Origin of the sequence: Nocardioides sp. N13(2025), from assembly GCF_051912545.1 — a bacterium.
Classification (GTDB): Bacteria; Actinomycetota; Actinomycetes; order Propionibacteriales; family Nocardioidaceae; genus Nocardioides.
On sequence record NZ_CP196809.1, the window covers coordinates 3,646,803 to 3,665,010 of the forward strand.

General features: G+C 72.0%; 13 protein-coding genes, 1 tRNA gene and 1 pseudogene. 10 read left to right on the top strand and 5 right to left on the bottom strand.

The features are described 5' to 3' along the window. Positions 1–10: 10 nt before the first annotated feature. On the bottom strand, positions 11–1,309 hold the full coding sequence (gene selA, locus ACS3YM_RS17665; RefSeq protein WP_439937746.1) for an L-seryl-tRNA(Sec) selenium transferase: 1,299 nt from the start codon (positions 1,307–1,309) through the stop codon (positions 11–13). Between the two features lie 32 nt (positions 1,310–1,341). Continuing rightward, positions 1,342–1,436, bottom strand: a tRNA-Sec gene (locus ACS3YM_RS17670). 37 nt (positions 1,437–1,473) lie between these two features. On the opposite strand from ACS3YM_RS17670, the gene selD reads away from it, so the two are divergent. From selD to ACS3YM_RS17700, 6 genes are all read left to right on the top strand, one after another. Continuing rightward, the gene (selD, locus tag ACS3YM_RS17675; RefSeq protein ID WP_439937748.1) at positions 1,474–2,487 is read left to right on the top strand and encodes a selenide, water dikinase SelD; all 1,014 of its coding nucleotides are present in this window, start codon (positions 1,474–1,476) and stop codon (positions 2,485–2,487) included. A 118-nt stretch (positions 2,488–2,605) separates the two neighbouring features. After that, a complete protein-coding gene (gene fdh, locus ACS3YM_RS17680; RefSeq protein WP_439939919.1) occupies positions 2,606–5,971 on the top strand; it encodes a formate dehydrogenase in 3,366 nt (1,121 codons plus the stop codon). Further along, positions 5,968–6,894 (top strand): 4Fe-4S dicluster domain-containing protein, encoded by a 927-nt coding sequence (locus ACS3YM_RS17685; RefSeq protein WP_439937749.1) that lies wholly within the window; start codon positions 5,968–5,970, stop codon positions 6,892–6,894. Before fdh ends, ACS3YM_RS17685 begins: the two co-directional genes overlap by 4 nt. Then, entirely contained in the window at positions 6,891–7,901 is a 1,011-nt protein-coding gene (nrfD, locus tag ACS3YM_RS17690) for an NrfD/PsrC family molybdoenzyme membrane anchor subunit (RefSeq protein ID WP_439937750.1), read from the top strand. Before ACS3YM_RS17685 ends, nrfD begins: the two co-directional genes overlap by 4 nt. A gap of 43 nt (positions 7,902–7,944) precedes the next feature. Next, positions 7,945–9,249 carry an L-lactate MFS transporter gene (locus ACS3YM_RS17695; protein ID WP_439937751.1) on the top strand — a complete coding sequence of 435 codons (1,305 nt, stop codon included), beginning with the start codon at positions 7,945–7,947 and terminating at the stop codon, positions 9,247–9,249. A 20-nt stretch (positions 9,250–9,269) separates the two neighbouring features. Further along, on the top strand, positions 9,270–9,836 hold the full coding sequence (locus ACS3YM_RS17700) for a TetR family transcriptional regulator (RefSeq protein ID WP_439937752.1): 567 nt from the start codon (positions 9,270–9,272) through the stop codon (positions 9,834–9,836). 9 nt (positions 9,837–9,845) lie between these two features. Here the strand turns inward: ACS3YM_RS17700 and ACS3YM_RS17705 are convergent, their stop codons facing one another. The 3 genes and pseudogenes from ACS3YM_RS17705 to ACS3YM_RS17715 form a co-directional block, all read right to left on the bottom strand. Then, the gene (locus ACS3YM_RS17705) at positions 9,846–10,301 is read right to left on the bottom strand and encodes a hypothetical protein (protein WP_439937753.1); all 456 of its coding nucleotides are present in this window, start codon (positions 10,299–10,301) and stop codon (positions 9,846–9,848) included. Positions 10,302–10,621: 320 nt separating this feature from the next. Next, positions 10,622–10,744 (bottom strand): annotated as a pseudogene (locus ACS3YM_RS17710) (hypothetical protein); the annotation flags it as partial. Positions 10,745–10,848: 104 nt separating this feature from the next. Continuing rightward, positions 10,849–11,793, bottom strand: coding sequence for an HNH endonuclease signature motif containing protein (locus ACS3YM_RS17715; RefSeq protein ID WP_439937754.1), 945 nt, complete (start codon positions 11,791–11,793; stop codon positions 10,849–10,851). Positions 11,794–12,547: 754 nt separating this feature from the next. On the opposite strand from ACS3YM_RS17715, the gene ACS3YM_RS17720 reads away from it, so the two are divergent. From ACS3YM_RS17720 to ACS3YM_RS17735, 4 genes are read left to right on the top strand one after another with little or no spacing between them, the layout of a single operon-like run. Then, positions 12,548–13,936, top strand: coding sequence for an MFS transporter (locus tag ACS3YM_RS17720; RefSeq protein ID WP_439937755.1), 1,389 nt, complete (start codon positions 12,548–12,550; stop codon positions 13,934–13,936). Between the two features lie 9 nt (positions 13,937–13,945). Then, on the top strand, positions 13,946–15,163 hold the full coding sequence (locus ACS3YM_RS17725) for a M15 family metallopeptidase (protein ID WP_439937756.1): 1,218 nt from the start codon (positions 13,946–13,948) through the stop codon (positions 15,161–15,163). A 25-nt stretch (positions 15,164–15,188) separates the two neighbouring features. After that, complete coding sequence (locus ACS3YM_RS17730; RefSeq protein ID WP_439937757.1) at positions 15,189–16,166, top strand: NADPH:quinone oxidoreductase family protein; 978 nt, start codon at positions 15,189–15,191, stop codon at positions 16,164–16,166. Between the two features lie 29 nt (positions 16,167–16,195). After that, a complete protein-coding gene (locus ACS3YM_RS17735) occupies positions 16,196–18,139 on the top strand; it encodes a M13 family metallopeptidase (protein ID WP_439937758.1) in 1,944 nt (647 codons plus the stop codon). The last annotated feature ends 69 nt before the right edge of the window (positions 18,140–18,208 follow it).

Sequence of the window (18,208 nt, forward strand, 5' to 3'; positions counted from 1 at the left end):
CCCTGCCCCATCAGCCTGGCCCCGCCACGCGGCGCACGGCCTCGACGAGGTCGGTGTCCTCGGCGGGGTCGACGGCGAGGAGGTCGAGCAGCAGCCGCCCGCGCTCGAGCCGGCCGACGACGGGGAGGTCGCCCGCGCGCAGGGGGACGGCGTACGACTCGGGCAGCGCGACCGCGACGCTGGTCAGCACGACGTCGGGCGCACCGCCGCCGCCCACCGCCGCATCGCTCTCGACGACCTCGGCGCCGAGGCGCTCGGGCAGGCTCGCGGCGATCCGCGCCGCGCGGTCGCGCAGGTCGGCGAGGGGCCGGGCGAGTGCGGCGGGGACGGGCGGCACCGGTCCGGCCAGCGTCGCCTCCAGCGCGGCCAGGGTGAGCTTGTCGACGCGCAGCGCCCGCGCGAACGGGTCGCGCCGCAGCCGCTCGACGAGCGCCGAGCGGCCGAGGAGCAGCCCGCACTGCGGACCCCCGAGCAGCTTGTCGCCGGAGGCGGTCACCAGGTCCGCGCCGGCCTCGAGGGCACTCGTCGCGTCGGGCTCGTCGGGCAGGCGCGGGTGGCGCCGCAGCAGGCCGGAGCCGATGTCGACGACGAGCGGTGCGGCCAGGGTCGCGAGCTCCGCCGCGGGGACGGCGGAGGTGAAGCCGCGGACGGAGAAGTTGGAGGGGTGCACCTTGAGGACGAAGGCGGTGTCGTCGTCCACGGCCCGCTCGTAGTCCTCGAGACGCACCCGGTTGGTCGTGCCGACCTCGCGCAGCCGGGCGCCGACCGACTCCATCAGCTCGGGGATCCGGAAGCCGTCCCCGATCTCCACGAGCTCGCCGCGCGCGATCACCACGGTGCCGGCGTCGCGGCACAGCACGCGGGTGACGAGGGCGAGAGCGGCGGCGCCGTTGTTGACCACGTGCACCGCCTCCGCGGCCGGGACCCGCTCGGCGAGGGCCTCGAGGGTGCCGCGACCCCGGCGTCCGCGCCGCGCGGTGGCGAGGTCGAGCTCGACGTCGGTCGCCCCGGCCGCCGTGGCCAGGGCGTCGACGGCGGCGGGCGAGAGCGGCGCGCGGCCCAGGTTGGTGTGCACCAGCACCCCGGTGGCGTTCACCACCCGGCGCAGGCTGGTCGCCCCTGGTGGCAGGCCGGCGACGGCCTCGTCGGCGACGTCGGCGGGAGCCAGGTCGCCGGCCCGGCACCGCGCCTGCGCCGCGACGACGCTGCGCTTGACGAGGTCGGGGCCGAGCCGTTCCGCGGCCTCGCGCAGCCGCGGGTCGGCCAGGACCTGGTCGGTGCGGGGGACCGCGCGTCTCGGATCCGGCACCGCACTCCCCTCCGAACGCCCCGCGTGAAGACTGGCGGAGGCGGACGGGAATCGAACCCGCCTGGCCCAGGTGCTGGGCCACAGCGGTTTTGAGGACCGCGTCCGTCACCAGACGAGAACCGCCTCCTCGAGCAGCGTAGCCACAGCCGTCCTAGGTTGGCCCCATGACGTCACCCCTCCGGCTGACCCAGTACGCCGCCGGCGGCGGCTGCGCCTGCAAGGTGCCCCCCGGCGAGCTCGAGCGCGTCCTCGGCGACCTGCCGGGTGGGCGCGCGGGCGGGAACGGCGTCGGCGACCTCGTCGTGGGGGTCGAGCACGGTGACGACGCCGCCGCGGTGCGCATCCACCCGGCCGCCGACGGCACCGGACGCGTCGTGATCCTCACCACCGACTTCTTCACCCCGGTCGTCGACGACCCCTACGACTGGGGGCGGATCGCGGCCACCAACGCGCTGTCCGACGTCTATGCCATGGGCGGCATCCCGGTCGTCGGGGTCAACCTGCTCAGCTGGCCCCGGGAGAAGCTGCCGTTCGAGCTCGCCGCGGAGGTGATGCGCGGCGGCGCCGAGGTGTGCGCACAGGCGGGCGCGCACCTCGCGGGCGGGCACAGCATCGACGACCCGGAGCCGAAGTACGGCCTCGCGGTCACCGGTCTCGGCGACCCCGACCGGCTGCTGCGCAACGACGCGGCGCGGGCCGGGCTGCCGCTCACGCTGACCAAGCCGCTGGGTCTCGGCGTGCTCAACAACCGGCACAAGGCCACGGGCGAGCGCTTCGACGAGGCGGTCGCGGTGATGACGACCCTCAACCGCGACGCCTCGGCCGCCGCCGTCGCGTCCGGGGTCCGGGCCGCGACCGACGTCACCGGCTTCGGCCTGCTCGGCCACCTCATGAAGATGATGCGGGCCAGCGGGACCTCCGCGGTCGTCGACGCCGGCGCGGTGCCGTACGTCGACGGCACGCGTCAGTCGCTCGCGGCGGGCCACGTGCCGGGCGGGAGCCGGCGCAACCTCGACTGGGTCCGCCCGCACCTCGGCGCGGATGTCGACGAGGACGAGCTGCTGCTGCTCGCCGACGCCCAGACCTCCGGCGGGCTGCTGGTCGTGGGCGAGCTGCCGGGCCACCCGGTGGTCGGCGAGGTCGTGCCGCGCGGCGAGCACCTGCTGTCGGTCCGCTGACCGAGCGGCTGACTCACCCCCGGGGATGGTGGACGCTGCTGTGCCCCCGGCCTATGGTCGGGAGGCGGACGGATCCACTGACCAGGAGGCTCGGGTGACGGAGAAGGCGGCTCATACGTTGCGCTCGTCGCTTCCGTGGCCGGTCCTGCGCCAGCTCAAGGACGGCGACCTCCTCGGCCGGGGCCGCTCGGTGCGCTCGAAGCGCACCGACGAGGTCGAGCCGCGCACCGCGACCGCCGACCGCGTGGCCCGCAGCGTCTGCCCCTACTGCGCCGTCGGGTGCGGGCAGAAGGTCTTCGTCAAGGACGAGAAGGTCGTGCAGATCGAGGGCGACCCCGACAGCCCCGTCAGCCGCGGGCGGCTGTGCCCCAAGGGCTCGGCGAGCAAGAACCTCGTGACCAGCCCGCTGCGCCAGACGGCGGTGAAGTACCGCGCCCCCTACGCCACCGAGTGGCAGGAGCTCGACCTCCACACCGCGATGGACATGGTGGCCGACCGCGTCGTGAAGTCACGCCGCGACAGCTGGCAGGACATCGACGAGCTCGGCCGCAAGGTCCGGCGCACGATGGGGATCGCCAGCCTCGGCGGCGCGACGCTGGACAACGAGGAGAACTACCTCATCAAGAAGCTCTTCACCGCGATGGGCGCCATCCAGATCGAGAACCAGGCGCGTATTTGACACTCCGCCACCGTCCCCGGTCTGGGGACCAGCTTCGGGCGCGGCGGTGCCACCGGCTTCACGGCCGACCTGGCCAACGCTGACTGCATCGTCATCCAGGGCTCCAACATGGCCGAGGCCCACCCGGTGGGCTTCCAGTGGGTCGTGGAGGCGAAGAAGCGCGGCGCGCGGATCATCCACGTGGACCCGCGGTTCACCCGCACGAGCGCGCTCGCGCACCAGCACGTGCCGATCCGTGTCGGCAGCGACATCGCGTTCCTCGGCGGCATCATCCGCTACGTCCTGGAGAACGAGCTCGACTTCCGCGACTACGTCGTCAACTACACCAACGCCGCGACGATCGTCAGCGACAAGTTCGTCGACACCGACGACCTCGACGGGCTGTTCTCCGGCTTCAACCCCGAGACCAGGACCTACGACCCCTCGAGCTGGCAGTACGCCCAGGAGGACGACGACGAGGAGGCGCACCGCTCTCAGGCCTCCACGGCCGGCGACCACGTGGAGCACCGCGACACCGCCGCCGGGATGCAGCACGAGTCCCACGGGCACAGCGCGAGTGCGCACCCCCCGCGCGACGAGACGCTGCAGCACCCGCGCTGCGTCTACCAGGTGCTCAAGCGCCACTACGCCCGCTACACCCCCGAGGTGGTCGAGCAGGTCTGTGGCGTCTCCCAGGACGACTTCCTCGCGGTGTGCAAGGCGTGGACGGAGAACTCGGGACGCGAGCGCACCACCGCGCTGGTCTACAGCGTCGGCTGGACCCAGCACAGCGTCGGTGTGCAGTACATCCGCGCCGGCGCGATCCTCCAGCTGCTGCTGGGCAACATGGGTCGCCCGGGCGGCGGCATCATGGCGCTGCGCGGCCACGCCAGCATCCAGGGCTCGACCGACATCCCGACGTTGTTCAACATCCTGCCGGGCTACCTCCCGATGCCCAACGCGGCCAAGCACCAGACGTTGACCGACTGGATCGACGCGGTGCGCAACCCGGGCGCCAAGGGGTTCTGGGCCAACGCCGGGGCCTACGGCGTCAACCTGCTCAAGGCCTACTGGGGCGACGCGGCGACCCCCGACAACGACTTCTGCTTCGACTACATGCCGCGCATCACCGGCGACCACGGCACCTATCGCACCGTGCTCGACATGATCGACGGCAAGGTGAAGGGCTACTTCCTGCTGGGCCAGAACCCGGCCGTCGGCTCGGCCCACGGTCGCGCCCAGCGTCTCGGGATGGCCAACCTCGACTGGCTGGTGGTCCGCGACCTGTTCGAGATCGAGAGCGCGACCTTCTGGAAGGACTCGCCCGAGATCGCGACCGGCGAGATCGTCACAGAGGAGTGCGCCACCGAGGTGTTCCTCTTCCCCGCCGCCTCCCACGTGGAGAAGGAGGGCACGTTCACCCAGACGCAGCGGATGCTGCAGTGGCGCGAGAAGGCCGTCGAGCCGCCGGGCGACGCGACCTCGGAGCTGTGGTTCTTCTACCACCTCGGCCGCATGGTCCGTGAGCGCCTGGCGGGCTCCACCGACGAGCGCGACCGCCCGGTCCTCGACCTCGCCTGGGACTACCCGCTGCACGGCGACCCCGAGCAGGTCGCGGCCGGCTGGGGCGAGCCCAGCGCGGAGGCGGTGCTCAAGGAGATCAACGGCTTCGAGGTCGCCACCGGCCGCCCGCTGTCGTCGTTCACCGAGATGAAGGACGACGGCTCGACGCTCGGTGGCTGCTGGATCTACACCGGCGTCTACGCCGACGGCGTCAACCAGGCCGCGCGCCGCAAGTCGCGCCACGACCAGTCGTACGTCGCCCCCGAGTGGGGCTGGGCGTGGCCGATGAACCGCCGAATCCTCTACAACCGCGCCTCCGCCGACCCCGAGGGCCGGCCGTGGAGCGAGCGCAAGGCCTACGTCTGGTGGGACCCCGAGAAGGGCGAGGCCGGCGAGTGGACCGGCGACGACGTGCCCGACTTCGAGAAGACCAAGCCGCCGTCCTACCGCGCGCCGGAGGGCTCCGACGGCGTCGCGGCCATCGAGGGCGTCGACCCGTTCATCATGCAGGGCGACGGGAAGGGCGCGCTCTACGTGCCGCAGGGGCTGGTCGACGGCCCGATGCCGACCCACTACGAGCCGGTCGAGTCGCCGTTCCGCAACCTCCTGCACGGTCAGCAGGGCAACCCGACGCGCAAGGAGTACCGCCGCGACGACAACCGGATGAACCCGGTGCCCGACGACGACCATGCCGACGTCTTTCCCTTCGTCTTCACCACCAGCCGCCTCACCGAGCACCACACCGCCGGCGGCATGAGCCGCTACCTCGAGCACCTCGCCGAGCTGCAGCCGGAGATGTTCGTGGAGGTGTCCCCGGCGCTCGCGAAGGAGCGCGGGCTGGAGCACATGGGCTGGTGCCACGTCATCACCGCGCGGTCGGCGATCGAGGGCCGGGTGCTCGTCACCGAGCGGCTGCGCCCGCTGCGCGTGGAGGGCCGCACCGTCCACCAGGTCTGGATGCCCTACCACTGGGGCCAGGGCGGCCTGGTGAGCGGCGACTCGGCCAACGACCTCTTCGGCATCTCGCTCGACCCCAACGTGCTCATCCAGGAGAGCAAGGTCGGCACCTGCGACGTGCAGCCCGGCAGGCGTCCCACCGGCACGGCGCTGCGCGACTACGTCGACGGCTACGTCTCGCGGTCGGGAGCCGTCGACCACGTGGTCCCGGTCGTCACCGCCTCCGACGACGCCGTACGTCGCTCCCAGGACGTGCAGGACGACGAGAAGGACCAGCACGCCCCCCATCAGGCGGAGGACCAGTGATCGGCCGCAACAGCCTCTTCGGACCCCTCGACCCGGCGCCCGACGCCGGCTACGAGGCGCCCCCGCCGCGCAAGGGCTTCTTCACCGACACCAGCGTCTGCATCGGCTGCAAGGCGTGCGAGGTGGCGTGCAAGGAGTGGAACGACGTCCCGGAGAACCTCTTCGAGATGCTCGGCACCTCCTACGACAACAGCCACTCGCTCAACGCCAACCAGTGGCGCCACGTCGCCTTCATCGAGCGCCCGGGCACCGCGCCCGTGCCTGACCGGCCCGCCGTCGACCTCGGCATGCCGACCGTCGGTGCCGCGCCCAGCGACGTACCGGACGAGGCGAAGCCGGACTTCCAGTGGCTGATGTCGTCCGACGTCTGCAAGCACTGCACCCACGCGGCCTGCCTCGACGTCTGCCCGACCGGCTCGCTCTTCCGCTCCGAGTTCGGCACGGTCGTGGTGCAGGACGACATCTGCAACGGCTGCGGCTACTGCGTCGCGGCCTGCCCCTACGGCGTCATCGACCGCCGAAGCGGGCCGGAGGGCGACCCCAAGGTCGGGATCGCCCAGAAGTGCACCCTCTGCTACGACCGGCTCACCGACGGCCAGCGGCCCGCGTGTGCCGCGGCGTGCCCGACCGAGTCGATCGTCTACGGCGACGTCGAGGAGCTGCGCCAGCAGGCCAACGAGCGGGTCGCGAAGCTGCACGAGCAGGGCGTGATGGACGCGCGGCTCTACGGCAACGACCCCGACGACGGGGTCGGCGGCACCGGCGCGTTCTTCCTGCTGCTCGACGAGCCCGAGGTCTACGGCCTGCCGCCCGACCCGGTGGTGACCACCAAGGACCTGCCGACGATGTTCAACCGCGCCGGGCTGGCGGCCACCCTCATGCTGGCCGGCGCCGCGGCGTCCTTCCTGCGGAGGAACCGATGACCCAGGTGCACGGCGGCAGCCCCTCGCGCCAGCGTGGCAGCAGCCGCGGCGGCGACCGGATCATGGTGCCGGAGGCCGACTTCAGCTCCTACTACGGGCGTCCGATCGTCAAGCCCGCGCCGTGGGAGAACGACATCGCCTACTACCTCTTCACCGGAGGGGTCGCGGCAGGCAGCGCGCTTCTCGCCGCGGGGGCCGACCTCAGCGGTCGACCGGGCCTGCGGAGGGTCGCCCGCTTCGGTTCGCTCGGCGGACTGACCTTGAGCATCGGCTTCCTCGTGCACGACCTCGGCAAGCCGAGCCGGTTCCTCAACATGCTGCGCGTCGCCAAGCTGACCTCGCCGATGTCGGTCGGCACCTGGATCCTCAGCCTGCACGGCCCGTTCGCCGCCCTCGCGTCCGGCTCCGAGATCGTCTCGATGCTCCCCGCACGCTGGCAGCGGGGGCCGCTCGGGCTGGTCGTCACGCTGGGGCGTCCCGCCGGGCTCGTCGGCGCCCTGACCGCCCCGCCCGTGGCGGCGTACACCGCGGTGCTGCTCGCCGACACCGCCACTCCCGCGTGGCACTCGGCCCACGAGGAGCTGCCCTTCGTCTTCTGCGGCTCCGCCGCGGCCGCGTCGGGCGGGCTCGCCCTGCTCGGCGCCCCGCTCGCGGAGGCCGGTCCGGCCCGCGCCTTCGCCGTCGGCGGGGCGCTCGTGGAGCTGGCGGCCGAGCAGCGGATGGAGACCTCGATGGGCCTGTCCGCCGAGACGCTGCACCAGGGCGTCGCGGGTCGCTGGATGCGCGCGAGCAAGGCGCTCACCGTCGCCGGTGCGGTCGGTGCCCTGGCCGGGCGTCGCAGCAAGGTGCTGTCGATGGTGTCCGGCGCGGCCCTCATGGCGGGCTCGCTGTGCACCCGCATGGGGGTCTTCGAGGCGGGCCTGGCGTCCGCGCGAGACCCGAAGTACACCGTCGTGCCGCAGCGTGAACGCGTGGACCGCGGGGTACCGGTACGTCACCACGAGTGAGGCGCGCGTGCCGGACGGCACTCGGGACCGGATGGAGGAACACATGAGCGACAGCGACGTGAGCCAGGACAGCGCCCGCGGCGGCACCGGAACGGCGCGCGGCTCCTCGCCGGGCGGGTCACGCTGGCTGCTCGTGGCGGCGGGCCTGCTGCTGCAGTTCTCGATCGGCGCGGTCTACGCGTGGTCGGTGTTCGGGGGAGCGCTCGAGAAGGCCGAGCCCTGGCAGCTGAGCAAGGTGCAGGCCTCGCTGCCGTTCACGGTCACGATCGGGATGATCTTCATCGGGAGCTATGTCGGTGGCCGCCTGCAGGACGCCCGCGGACCGCGGATCGTCGCGCTCATCGGCGGTGTCATCTATGCGGTGGGCATCCTGCTCGCCTCGTTCACCAACGGCGAGGGCGACTACTGGCTGTTGATCCTGGGCTACGGCGTGATCAGCGGGTTCGGCCTCGGCTTCGCCTACATCGTGCCGATCGCCATGCTGCAGAAGTGGTTCCCCGACAAGAAGGGCCTCATCACCGGCCTCGCGGTGGGCGGCTTCGGCTTCGGGGCCGTGCTGACCTCGCCGGTGGCCCAGTGGCTCATCGACAAGAACCCCGACGACCCGACGGGTGCCTTCCTGCCCCTGGGCATCGCCTACCTGGCCATGTCGCTCCTCGGCGCGTCGTTCTTCCGCAACCCGCCGCAGGGCTACGCCGTACCCGGGTTCGAGCCCGCCTCCGACAAGGACAGCGGCTCCGGGACGGGCAAGGACTACACCCAGGGCGAGGCGCTGCGCACCCCGCAGTGGTACCTCCTGACCGCGATCCTCACGCTCAGCGTGAGCGCCGGCATCTCGTTGATCTCCCAGGCCAAGCTCAGCGCCACCGACATCTCCGGCTACAGCGTCAGCGGCGCGGCAGCCCTGGTGGGCGTGCTGGCCATCTTCAACGGCGGCGGGCGCATCGTCTGGGCCGCGATCTCGGACTACATCGGCCGGATGAAGACCTTCGCCGCGATCCTGGTGCTCCAGGGCGTGTGCCTGATCCTGCTGCCCCATGCGTCCAACGCCGCCTTCTTCGCGATCCTCGCGGCCGTCGTCTACCTCTGCTACGGCGGCACCTTCGGCACCATGCCCGCGACCGCGGGCGACTTCTTCGGCGTCCGCAACGCCGGCGCCATCTACGGGCTGATGCTCGTCGGCTGGAGCCTCGGCGGCATCATCGGCCCGGTGATCGCCTCGGCGCTGATCGGTGAGGAGAAGGCGTACACGCTGGCCTACACGACCATCGGCATCATCGCGCTCGCCTCGGTGCTCCTGACCGTCGTGACCAAGGTGCCCGCGGGGCGGAAGGCTGCCCACGACTGACCCCTGCGAGGATTCCGGGCATGGCCACCACGACCACCCGAGACCGCATCGTCGCGGCAGCCGTGGAGATGACCACCTCGTCGGGCTGGGCGGCGGTGACCATGGCGCGGCTCGCCGAGGCCGCGGGCGTGAGCCGGCAGACGGTCTACAACGAGGTCGGCTCCAAGCCGGCACTGGCCGAGACGATGATCCTCGAGGAGCTGGCGCGCTTCCTCGGCGTGGTCGAGCGCGCCTTCGACGCCGAGCCGACCGACCTGACCCGCGCCATCGAGCGCTCGGTCGCGGACGTGCTCACCTACGCCCGCGCCAACAAGCTGCTGCACGCCGTCGTCAGCGCGACCCACGGCGCCGACACCGAGCTGCTGCCGCTCCTGACCACCAACGCCGGCTCGCTGCTGGAGGCGGCCAAGGAGGTCGTGCGCGCCCGCGTGGCGCCGTACGCCCCCACCATCGAGCCCGCCCACCTCGACCCCGCCATCGACATGGTCGTGCGGGTCGTGCTCAGCCACGTCATGCAGCCGTCGGCCTCGCCGGAGAAGACCGGCAGCGACATCGCCTGGCTCGCCGGGCGGGTGCTGAAGGACTGATCCGACGGGTCACGCGCCCCGGTTGTCAGCGACCAGCGCCGGGTTGCCGACGCGCCGAGCGGTCTTGCGAAGCAGGCCCCGCACCTCGTAGCGCTGGGCGAGGACCACCTCGGCGCCCGTGCGGTCGACGGCTCGCGCCAGGACTGCGTCGCTGCGCCGGCCCTCGGCCGTGAGGTATCCGTCCCAGGCGCCGCACGCACCGTCCACCTGCTCGTGTGCCGGGTCGTCCCCGGTCGCGGCAGCGAGGGCGTCGAGCTGCTGCTCGACGGCCGTGACGCCCTCCTCGAGGCGCTCGGTGACGAAGCGCTGCAGGCTCAGCCCCTCGCTGGTGCGCACGAGCACGAACGGGATCAACGGACCGCCGCTCGCCTCGACGCTGTCGATGGCGTGGTCGAGCCCGGTGAACGCCAGGTCCAGCAGCGGATCGGAGGCGGGGTCCACGACGGTGGGGTCCGAGGGTGTCATGGTCGTGATCGTCGCAGGTCAGACGACCGGTGGGGGGCCGGAATCCCCGTGGGAGCAGGCGCCCGCGTCACTGCCGACGTGCTTGTGGCCCCGGTCCTGGTGAGCAAGGTGCGGCTCCTCGCCGAGGAGCGCGAGCCCGTGGGCAAGTAGCGCCGCGCGTGTCATGGAGGAGAGCCGGCGTTCGACCAGCCGGCCGTGGGTCCAGGTCGGGTGGCGCGCCGTCGGGTCGCTCAGGAGGTCCGCCGACACATAGGCACATCCGAGCGCGTGTCCATGTCCGGCGCCGTCGTCGAGACCTTGGTGCACGTCTCGCAGACCGGTCAGGTCACGGGGGCCGAGCGCTCGAGTCGTCCGGCGACCATGTCGATGTCACTCACTCCAGGTCGGTGGTCACAGGTAGCCAGCGAGCCGTGGAGCCAGACCTCGCTCACCCACGCGCGCCTGGCCTGTTCGCGGACGAACGCTTCGACGGCGGGGTGACCCCGTTGTCATGTGCCGGCGTGCGTATGGCCCCGCCATCTCTGGGATGGCGGGGTGTGGGGCGGGGTCATGGTCGTCCGGGCAGCTCGCCGAGGTCGCCGGCGTCGTCGAGGCGGGTGGTGCCGTGTCGGTCGCGGAGGTAACGGTGTCCATGCGGGCTGGTCCACTCGAACACCCCGGGCGCGACCATCCGGTAGGTCCAGGCGGTGAAGGTCTTGAGCCGGTGGTGGAACCGGCACAGGCACGCGAGGTTCGAGGACGTCGTGGGACCGGGCTGGGGTCTGCCTTCGGCTTCGGCGTCGTGGTCGTACTCGACGACGTGGTCGACGTCAGCGCTCCGGGCGGGTCGGGTGCACCAGGGGAACGTGCAGGTGCGGTCCCGGAGAGCGACCTGCTCGCGGATGGGCTTCGGGATGTCGTAGCCCGGGGCGGAGAGCTCGGCGTTGAGGTCGATGACGGGCTTGATGGTGACCTTGGTGCGGGAGTCGGCGCACCAGGCCTTGACCTGGTCGAGCAGCAGGAGCTTGTGGCGTTCCTCGAGACGGCCGGTCGGCCCGAACACGGTCTGCACGACGTCGCCGTCGCGGACGGACTCGGCAGCGAAGTGGGCGTTCAGGACCACCTCCCGCGCTGCAGGCAAGCCGTCCTGGCCGCGAGCGTCGGTGGCGCCTTGGGTGTGGAGGTCGAGCGCGGTCTGGGTGCGGGCCAGATCGCCGAGGGCTTTCGCGCGTCGGACGTCGAGGGACTCAGCCGACCCGAGCGCCTTCAAGGTCGCGGCGCCGTGGGCGAGAGCACCGTCGAGGTCGAGGGCGTCGGCGAGGTCGAGGTCGGCCTCGAAGTGCATGGTGCCGGCGTAGTGGACGTCCTGGTCGTTCAACGTGGCGTGGCGCGGGTCCACCGAGAGGTAGCCGTCCTCGGGATCCGCGGCCGGGTCCGGGGCGGCGAGCTCGAAGCGCTTGATGGTCTCGGCGACCAGCCGGTCGAGCTGCGCGAGTCCGATCTTCCCGGCCACGGCGGCGACCTGGGCGTCGACCCACCGTGCTGCGTCCTTCGTGAGGGCGGGGTGGTGTGGATGGTGGTCTCGGCGACGGACCGGGCCCGCCAGGCCGGCACCGCACCGGTCTGCACCTGGCGCCACAGGCGGGGCAGGCGGTGGCGCAGCTCGAGGGCGTGGCCGATGAGTTTCTTCGCCGCGGTCGAGGAGATCCCGAGCTCGGTGCCGAGCTCGGCGACGCAGAACTCCGCCACCAACGGACAACCCTGGCCGGCGATGGGCTCCTCGTGCTCGCTGCCCGGCAGGGTGAACGCGGCCGCGGAGTGGATCGACTCCGGCGGGTGCAGGTCCGCCCACCGGGCGGCCACGTCCAAGAGGTCGGCGGCGGCCCGGTCCTCGGCGGCCTTCCGATCGCGAGCCAGCGCGAGCAGGCCGGAGGCCGAGAGGTCGTCTTCGACCCTCGCGATCTCCTCCGCCAGTGCTTCGCTCATGTGTTTGATTGTAGGCGCTTCCACCGACAACGGCCCCGGCCCGAACCGATCTGTGCAGAACAGACGAGAAGGTCTCGATACGTCTCGCTCGTGCCTCGCTCCGCTACCCGACCAGCGAGGGGCCGGGTCTCGTGACGGTCGCTCCGGCTGCTCGACCAGCGAGGGGGCCGGGTCTCGTTCCTCGCGCCGGCTATTCGACCAGCGAGGGGCCGGGTCTCGTGACGGTCGCTGAGCGACCTCCTCGACCACCGAGGTGGGCGGGGGAGCCCTACGCTGCAGGCGTGAGCGGAGTCGTGTGGGGTACGCCGACCGCGCGGGGGATCGTCGCGGCGGCCACTCTCGGGTCGGGGCTGACGCTGCTCGACGGGACCGTCGTCAACGTCGCCCTGCGGACGATGGGCGCCGACCTCGACGCGTCGCTGTCGCAGCTGCAGTGGATCACCAACGGCTACTTCCTCTCCCTCGCCTCGCTGATCCTGATCGGCGGGTCGCTCGGTGACCGGCTCGGCCGCCGACGGGTCTTCGTCATCGGCACGGTCTGGTTCGCGCTGGCCTCGCTCATGTGCGGCCTGGCGCCGACGGCGGAGGTGCTGATCGTCGCCCGGGTGCTCCAGGGCATGGGCGGCGCGCTGCTCACGCCGGGGAGCCTGGCGATGATCCAGGCGTCGTTCCGGGCCAACGACCGTGGCCGCGCGATCGGTGCCTGGTCCGGGCTCGGCGGCATCGCGGCGGCCGTCGGCCCGCTGGTCGGCGGTCTCCTGATCGACCACGCGTCGTGGCGCTGGATCTTCCTCATCAACCTGCCGCTGGCCGCCCTGACGGTGTGGCTGGCGCAGCGCTGGGTGCCGGAGAGCCGCGACCCGCGCGCCCACGGACGCTTCGACCTCGCCGGCGCCTCCTTGGCCGCCCTGGCGCTGGCCGGGACCACCTGGGCGCTCACCGACGCCGGCGGACGCGCGACGCCGTACGCCGCCGCCCTCGGGGTCGTCGCGGCGATCGGTTTCCTCGTGGTCGAGCGTCGGCTCCAGGACCCGATGGTCCGGCTCGGGCTGTTCCGCGACCGCACCTTCAGCGCCGCCAACGGCATGACGCTGCTGGTCTACGCGGCTCTCGGCGCGATCCTGTTCTTCCTCGTGCTGGAGCTCCAGACCGTCGGTGGCTACACCGCGCTCCAGGCGGGGCTCGCGACCCTGCCGATCACCGCCTGCATGCTGGTGCTGGCCTCCCGTGGCGGCGCGCTCGGCCAGCGCATCGGTCCCCGGATCCCGATGACGTTCGGCCCCCTCGTGATGGCGGCCGGCACCCTGTGGCTGCTCGTCGTCGGGGCCGACGTCACGTGGTGGCGTGACGTCGCTCCGGGCCTCACCGTCTTCGGCATCGGCCTGGCCCTCATGGTCGCGCCGCTGACGGCGACGGTGCTGAACGCAGCCCCGGACGACAGCGCCGGGATCGCCAGCGGGATCAACAACGCCGTCGCCCGCGCGGGCTCCCTGCTCGCGGTCGCCGCGCTGCCCATGGCGGTCGGCCTGGCGGGCGACGACTACCGCGACCCGGCGCGGTTCGACACGGCGTACGGCTCGGCGATGGTCGCCTGCGCCGTGCTCCTGGTGCTCGGCGGCCTGGTCTCGTGGTTCACGATCCCCGCCCGCGTCCGCACACCCACTCCATAGGGTCTGGGCATGCGCGTACGACGGGGACCGGGTGCGGCGGTCGCGGCTGCCCTCGTCCTCCTGCTCGGCGCGTGCAGCGAGCCCTCGCCCGACGACCGGACGCCGGCGTCGGAGGCCACCCCTCCGACGCCGACCGACGACCCGCCGGCGACGCCCGACACCCCGGTGGCCGACCCGGCCCACGCCGTCGAGCCTCCCGGCGCCCGCGACGGCCGCCTCTGGAGCGCCGACATCCTGGTGCAGTGGGACCAGTCGATCGACGACGACCTGGTCGAGCAGATCGAGAAGCTGAAGGGAGTCGCCCACACCGAGCGCATCGGCCTGGGCCAGGTGAGCCTGGAGAACCGGGTGCTCACCGTCGCGTCGGTCGACCCGGGCGCCTATCGCCACTTCACGCAGGCCGACGTCGCCGACTTCCAGGAGGCCTGGGACCGGGTCGCCGGTGGCGAGATGGCGATCGACCAGAAGGTCGCCCGGCGGCTGGCCGACAAGGACGGGATGATCCGGCTCGGCAGCGAGGACGACTCCCCGAGCCTGCACGTGGGGGCGTACACCCCCCAGGTCCCCACCATCGACATGGTCGTCAACACCGCCTGGGCCGACGACATCGAGATGTCCACCGACAACGGGCTCCTGATCTCGACCGACGACATCACGCCCGCGACGATCCGCAAGCCGCTGGAGAGGCTGGTCGGCAAGGACGCCTCGGTGCAGATGCTCGACGTGGCCTCGCGTCTCGGCCTCGACCCGGACGCCAAGCTGACCGCGATCCCGACCGGCGGCACGCTGGGCAGCGTCGTCGGCACCTTCCGCTACACCGTCATCGGCGGCGGCCGGATCGCGCCCGATCCCTCCTGGGTGGCCGCCAACATCCGCACGGAGGTCGTGCCGATCCTCGGCAGTGTCACCTGCCACAAGGACCTCTTCCCGCAGCTGCGCGCGGCGCTCCTCGAGGTGCAGCAGCGCAACCTGTCCGACAAGATCCACCCGGAGGAGTACGCCGGCTGCTACTACCCGCGCTTCATCGCGAACACGACCACGCTGTCCAACCACTCCTTCGGCCTGGCCCTCGACCTCAACACCCCGGGCAACGGCCGCGGCACCGTCGGGGAGATGGACCGCGACGTGGTGGCGATCTTCAAGACCTGGGGCTTCGCGTGGGGCGGCGACTGGCGCTGGACCGACCCGATGCACTTCGAGCTCAGCGAGGTCAAGGCCGTCGGCTGACCGCGAATGCCCTAACGTGCGGGCCATGAAGGCAGTCCAGGTCGTCACGCTCACCGGTCCCGCCGACATCGAGGTGCGCGAGGTCGACCCGCCCGTCCCGGGCCACAACGACGTGCTCGTCGAGGTGCACAGCGTGGGCGTGTCGTTCCCCGACCTGCTGCTGAGCCGCGGGGAGTACCAGTTCAAGCCCGAGCCGCCCTTCACCCTCGGCGTCGACTTCGCCGGCGTCGTCGTCCACCCGGGGGCCGCCGAGTCGAGCGGCTTCCAGGTCGGCCAGCGCGTCGCGGGCGTCAACCTCAACGGCGGGGCGGCCGAGCAGGTGGCCAACCCGGCGATCTTCACCTTCCCGCTGCCGGACGAGATGTCGTACGACGAGGGCGCGGCGCTGCCGATGAACTACCTCACCGCCCTGTTCGCGCTCGAGGAGCGCGGCGGCCTGCGCGACCGCGAGACGGTCCTCGTGCACGGTGCGGCCGGCGGTGTCGGGACGGCGACCCTGCAGGTGGCCAAGGGCCTCGGGGCGCGCACCATCGCGGTCGTCAGCACCGAGGAGAAGGCGGCCTTCGCCCGCGCCGCGGGTGCCGACGAGGTGATCGTCGGGCCCGACTTCCGCGACCAGGCCAAGGAGCTGACCAACGGCCGTGGCGTCGACGTGGTGCTCGACGTCGTCGGCGGCGACGCCTTCACCGACTCGCTGCGCTGCCTGGCCGAGAAGGGCCGCGTCCTCGTGGTGGGCTTCGCCGCCGGTCAGGGCATCCCCGAGGTCAAGGTCAACCGGCTGCTGCTCGGCAACACCGACGTGCGCGGCGTGGGCTGGGGCGCCTACGCGATGACCAAGCCGGGCTACATGCAGAAGCAGTGGCACCGGCTGACGCCGATGATCGAGTCCGGCGTGGTGAAGCCGCCGATCGGCGCGACCTACGACCTCGCCGACTTCGGGCGCGCGCTGGTCGACATGGACGAGCGGCGCACCCTGGGCAAGTCGGTCGTGCACGTGCGCTGAGGCTGGGTCCGCGGGGTTAGGGTCGGCGCGTGACGATCCTCGACGCCGCCCGCGACGGCATGAACCCCGACATCCGCCCGCAGGACGACCTCTTCGGCCACGTCAACGGACGCTGGCTGGAGGAGACCGAGATCCCCTCCGACAAGTCGAGCTGGGGCGCGTTCATCGCGTTGGCCGACGCCGCCGAGCAGCAGGTGCGCGACATCATCACCGAGCTCGCCGACCGACCGGCCGAGGACCTCGACGAGGACGAGCGCAAGGTGGGCGACCTCTACGCCTCCTTCATGGACACCGACACGATCGCGGCCAAGGGGCTGCGCCCGATCAAGGGGCTGCTGGACCGCGCGCACCAGGTCGCCGACCTGACCGAGCTCGCCGCCTTCCTCGGCATGTTCGAGCGCATCGGCGGTCCGGGCCTCTTCGGCTCCTACATCACCCCGGACCGGGCCGACGCCTCGCGCAACATCGTCTACCTCGCCCAGGGCGGCCTCGGGCTGCCCGACGAGTCCTACTACCGCGAGGACAAGTTCGCCGAGATCCGCTCGACGTACGCGAAGTACCTCACCACGCTGCTCACCCTCAGCGAGCACGACGACCCCGCGGGCGCGGCGGCGCGCGTGCTGGCGTACGAGACCCGGCTCGCCGAGGGGCACTGGGAGGCCGCGGAGACGCGTGACGTCCAGAAGACCACCAACCACAAGAGCCTCGAGGAGCTCGTCGAGCTCTGCCCGGCCTTCGAGTGGGTCACCTACGTCACCGCCCTCGGCGGCACCGAGGAGACGCTGCGCTCCTCGATCGTGATGCAGCCCGACTTCTTCGCCCACCTGTCGACCGTGCTCGAGGAGACCCCGATCGAGACGTGGCGCGACATCCTCCACGTCCGCGTGGTGCGCAGCTCGGCGCCCTACCTGCCCGACGAGTTCGTCGAGGCCAACTTCGACTTCTACGGCCGCACCCTCAACGGCACCCCCGAGCTGCGCGCGCGCTGGAAGCGTGGCGTCGACTTCGTGGAGGGCGCGATCGGCGAGGCCGTCGGCAAGGTCTACGTCGCGCGCCACTTCCCGCCGACGTCGAAGCAGATGATGGACGAGCTGGTCGCCAACCTCGTCACCGCCTACCGGCGCTCCATCGAGGCGCTCGACTGGATGGGCGAGGACACCAAGCAGAAGGCCTACGACAAGCTCGACAGGTTCTACCCCAAGATCGGCTACCCGTCGGAGTTCCGCGACTACTCCGCGCTGACGATCTCCGCCGACGACCTGCTGGGCAACGTCGCCTCCGCGTCGGCGTTCGAGACCGACCGCCAGCTCGCCAAGGTGGGCCAGCCGGTGGACCGCGACGAGTGGCTGATGCTGCCGCAGACGGTCAACGCCTACTACCACCCGGGCACCAACGAGATCTGCTTCCCGGCTGCCATCCTCCAGCCGCCGTTCTTCAGCCCGGACGCCGACGAGGCCGAGAACTACGGCGGGATCGGCGCCGTCATCGGCCACGAGATCGGCCACGGCTTCGACGACCAGGGGGCGCAGTACGACGGCGACGGCAACCTCCACGACTGGTGGACAGCCGACGACAAGGCGGCCTTCGAGGCCAAGTCGCAGGCCCTCGTCGCGCAGTACGACGCCTTCGAGCCGCGCACGCTGCCCGGCGAGCACGTCAACGGCAGCCTCACCGTCGGCGAGAACATCGGCGACCTCGGTGGCCTCACCATCGCCCACAAGGCCTACGTCATCAGCCAGGGAGGGGACGCCTCGGTCGAGGACCGCCGCACCCTCTTCCTCAACTGGAGCCACGTGTGGCGCACCAAGCGCCGCAAGGAGCAGGAGCTCCAGTACCTCACCATCGACCCCCACAGCCCCGCCGAGTTCCGCGCCAACATCGTGCGCAACCTCGACGAGTTCCACGAGGTCTTCGAGACCCAGCCCGGCGACGGCCTCTGGCTCGAGCCCGAGGGTCGCGTCCGGATCTGGTGACCCGGGGTCGGGGCGTCCAGCGAGGCCGAGCCCGGGGACCCCAGCGCCACGGGTCCTGACGGGAGCCGA

Coding starts and splice junctions, on each gene's coding strand:
- ACS3YM_RS17700 (WP_439937752.1), top strand. CDS start 9,270: ATGGCCACCACGACCACCCGAGACCGCATCGTCGCGGCAGCCGTGGAG.
- ACS3YM_RS17695 (WP_439937751.1), top strand. CDS start 7,945: ATGAGCGACAGCGACGTGAGCCAGGACAGCGCCCGCGGCGGCACCGGA.
- nrfD (WP_439937750.1), top strand. CDS start 6,891: ATGACCCAGGTGCACGGCGGCAGCCCCTCGCGCCAGCGTGGCAGCAGC.
- selD (WP_439937748.1), top strand. CDS start 1,474: ATGACGTCACCCCTCCGGCTGACCCAGTACGCCGCCGGCGGCGGCTGC.
- ACS3YM_RS17705 (WP_439937753.1), bottom strand. CDS start 10,301: ATGACACCCTCGGACCCCACCGTCGTGGACCCCGCCTCCGATCCGCTG.
- ACS3YM_RS17730 (WP_439937757.1), top strand. CDS start 15,189: ATGAAGGCAGTCCAGGTCGTCACGCTCACCGGTCCCGCCGACATCGAG.
- ACS3YM_RS17725 (WP_439937756.1), top strand. CDS start 13,946: ATGCGCGTACGACGGGGACCGGGTGCGGCGGTCGCGGCTGCCCTCGTC.